The organism is Halochromatium sp., assembly GCF_054919635.1.
Genome location: NZ_JBUDPI010000393.1, coordinates 1 through 3194 on the forward strand (window position 1 = coordinate 1; position 3194 = coordinate 3194).

Here is a 3194-nt window from a genome sequence, read left to right on the forward strand (position 1 = left end):
GATGACCACGGCGCGGACCTCGTCGACGCGCGGACGCTGGCCCTGCGCCGGCGGACCGACGTGTTGACGACGCTGTTCTTCTTCATCATCGTCGTCAGCCTGTTCCCGCTCGGGGTCGGCAGCGAGCGCGAGCAGTTACGCGCGCTCGGCCCAGGTGTTGTCTGGGTCGCCGCGCTGTTGGCATCGATGCTGGCCCTGGAGCGCCTGTTCGCGGCCGACTATGAGGACGGCACCCTGGAGCAGCTGTTGCTCACCGGTCAGCCGCTCGCGGTCCTGGTGCTCGGCAAGATCGTCGCCCACTGGGTCTTGACCGGTTTACCGCTGGTGCTGATTGCGCCCTTGGTCGCGATGCAGTATCACCTCAGTGCTAGCGCCGTCTGGGTGATGATGGCGGCTCTAGCCATCGGCACCCCGGTGCTGAGCCTGATCGGCGCGATCGGTGCCGCCTTGACGCTCGGGCTTCGCGGCGGTGGCATCCTGCTGTCGCTGCTGATCCTCCCGCTCTATGTCCCGGTGCTTGTCTATGGCGCCGGCGCGGTGTCGGTCAGCGCAATCGAAATCGCAGACACGCAACCCTACTTCTACCTGCTGGGTGCATTCTTGATGGGCTCGGCGCTCCTTGCCCCGCTGGCGGCGGCGGCGGCCCTTCGCATCTCGCTCGAATGACAATCGCAACAGCCTGCCCCGACCAGCGTCCCAAGCAGCACATCAGGAGGGTCTGCCTGTGAAACCGACGGCGCCCGAATCCATCGAACTTTCCGAGGGAACGAGCGACTATTTCTTACTGTCCGATCTCAATCTGAGTACACGCGCCCGAGCTTGCATGGCTGATGCGCTGTTAGAATCCAACGGCTTTCGACGATCATGACGATTAACTGGTTTAAATTTGCCTCGCCAGCCGCGTTCTACCCGATCGCGGGCCGCCTGATCCCCTGGTTCAGCGGTATCGCCCTAGCGCTGGTGCTGATTGGGCTCCTCTGGGGCTTCTTCCTGACCGCCGACCAGCTCGGCGGCAGCAATCCGCAGAAGGAGTACTACCGGATCATCTTTGTCCATGTCCCCGCAGCCTGGATGTCCATGTGGCTCTATCTCGTCCTCGCCGGCTGGTCGGCAATCGGCCTGGTCTTCAATACCCGATTGAGCTTCATGATGGCTAAGGCGGTTGCGCCCACCGGCGCCATCTTTACCTTCCTGGCGCTATGGACCGGGGCCCTCTGGGGCCGGCCGAGCTGGGGCACCTATTGGGATTGGGACCCGCGCTTGACCTCGGAGCTCTTGCTGTTCTTCCTCTACATCGGTTACATCGCATTGCATTCGGCGATCGACGACACCCGTCGGGCCGACCGCGCCGCTGCCCTGCTGGCGATTGTAGGCCTGGTGATGGTCCCGGTGATCTTCCTGTCGATCAATTGCCCGGACCCGAATCAGTGCGCAGCGCTGCACCAGCGCTCTGACCCAGGCAGCATCCATCTGAGCATCCTGATACCGATGTTGACCATGACCCTGGGACTCTGGTCCTACTCGTTCGCCGCCGTGTTCGAACGTCTGCGCACCATCATCTTGACCCGCGAAATGGACAGCGCCTGGGTGCGCGATGTCATCGCCGAGGAGGCCACGGCATGATGGAGTTTTTCAATCAGGGAGGCTATGCCGGCTTCGTCTGGGGCGCCTTCGGTATGACCTTCGGTTTGCTGCTGATTGAGGTCATTCAGCTACGCAGCAGTCGCAAATCGACGCTGACCCGTATCCGCCGGCTACTGCGCTTGCGCACCCCCAAAGAATCGCGCGCCCAGACGGGCACCAGGACCAATGCGCCTTCGGGAACCTCCGATGTGCAGACCTGATCTCAGCTGGACCGCATCGCGGATGAGCCGCGTCTGGGGTGATCTCTGCGCCTATGATTGTTCAAAAAGAATCGTATCCAAAAGGGCCCGCTGCACTCGGGTCAGCCATCCGATCGATTGCCACGAGGAGTGCTCTTAATGAAAGCAAGACAAAAACGATTACTGTTGGTCGGTCTCGCGCTCGTTGGTGTCGCTGGTGCGACTACGCTCGCGCTGAGCGCGCTGCAGAGCAACATCTCGTACTTCTTCAGCCCGACTCAGGTCATGGCGAGTGAACATCCAACCGACGCCGTGTTCCGGGTTGGTGGGCTGGTAGTCAAGGACACGCTCGCCCGTCAAGAAGACGGGCTGACCGTTCGCTTCGACGTCACCGACAACGCCGCTGTCGTCCCGGTCAGCTACACTGGCATCCTTCCAGACCTGTTCAGCGAAGGACAGGGCGTGGTGGCCAAGGGCCGCATCGGCACCGACGGTGTCTTCTATGCCGAAGAGGTCTTGGCCAAGCACGACGAATCCTACATGCCGCCCGAGGTTGCAGATACGCTGCAAACAGCGCACGTTGACGGCATCGTCGAACAGACCACCGGCGGCAAGGCCCCGGGGAGCGTATCGCAGTGATTCCCGAGCTTGGACACCTGGCGCTGATCCTAGCGCTCATTCTGGCGGTTGCGCAGGCCGCCCTGCCACTGGCCGGCTCGCTGACCGGCAATCGGCCTTGGATGGCCATGGCACGGCCACTCGCGTATGGACAGTTCGCCTTCGTCGCCATCGCCTTCGCAGCCCTGGTCGAAGCCTTTCTGACCAGCGACTTCTCGGTGCTTTACGTCGCTCAGCATTCCAATACCCTACTACCGACGATCTACAAGGTCTCAGCGGTCTGGGGTGGTCATGAAGGCTCGCTACTACTCTGGGCACTGATGATGGCCGGCTGGGGCGCTGCCGTTGCTGCTTTCAGTCGCTATCTGCCGCCGCCAGTGGTCGCGCGCGTGATCAGTGTCATGGGAATGGTCGCGATCGGCTTCTTCCTCTTCATGCTGCTGACCTCCAATCCCTTCGAGCGCCTATTCCCAGTGCCGCCGGAAGGACGCGACCTGAATCCGCTGTTGCAGGACTTCGGCCTCGCCATTCATCCACCGATGCTCTATATGGGCTACGTGGGCTTCTCGGTCGCCTTCGCCTTTGCGATCGCCGCGCTGATTGGCGGCAAGCTCGATGCCGCCTGGGCGCGCTGGTCACGACCCTGGACGACCATCGCCTGGGTGTTCCTCACCATTGGCATCGCGCTCGGCTCCTGGTGGGCCTATTACGAGCTCGGCTGGGGCGGCTGGTGGTTCTGGGACCCGGTCGAGA

At 62.4% G+C, this 3194-nt stretch carries 5 protein-coding genes; all 5 read left to right on the plus strand.

What is annotated here, in order from left to right:
* Positions 1-36: 36 nt before the first annotated feature.
* Entirely contained in the window at positions 37-666 is a 630-nt protein-coding gene (ccmB, locus tag ACY693_RS17130; protein ID WP_462323025.1) for a heme exporter protein CcmB, read from the plus strand.
* Between the two features lie 198 nt (positions 667-864).
* Positions 865-1623, plus strand: coding sequence for a cytochrome c biogenesis protein CcsA (ccsA, locus tag ACY693_RS17135; RefSeq protein ID WP_462323021.1), 759 nt, complete (start codon positions 865-867; stop codon positions 1621-1623).
* Positions 1620-1844 (plus strand): heme exporter protein CcmD, encoded by a 225-nt coding sequence (gene ccmD, locus ACY693_RS17140; RefSeq protein ID WP_462323022.1) that lies wholly within the window; start codon positions 1620-1622, stop codon positions 1842-1844. The genes ccsA (ACY693_RS17135) and ccmD overlap by 4 nt, the downstream gene beginning before the upstream one ends.
* 138 nt (positions 1845-1982) lie before the next feature.
* Complete coding sequence (ccmE, locus tag ACY693_RS17145) at positions 1983-2462, plus strand: cytochrome c maturation protein CcmE (protein WP_462323023.1); 480 nt, start codon at positions 1983-1985, stop codon at positions 2460-2462.
* Positions 2459-3194 (plus strand): cytochrome c biogenesis protein CcsA (gene ccsA, locus ACY693_RS17150; RefSeq protein ID WP_462323024.1); only part of this gene is annotated, 736 nt, incomplete at its 3' end. The genes ccmE and ccsA (ACY693_RS17150), both read left to right, overlap by 4 nt.

Excerpts from the sequence above, each read along its gene's own strand:
- ccsA (WP_462323021.1), top strand. The coding sequence starts at position 865 with ATGACGATTAACTGGTTTAAATTTGCCTCGCCAGCCGCGTTCTACCCG.
- ccmD (WP_462323022.1), top strand. The coding sequence starts at position 1,620 with ATGATGGAGTTTTTCAATCAGGGAGGCTATGCCGGCTTCGTCTGGGGC.
- ccmE (WP_462323023.1), top strand. The coding sequence starts at position 1,983 with ATGAAAGCAAGACAAAAACGATTACTGTTGGTCGGTCTCGCGCTCGTT.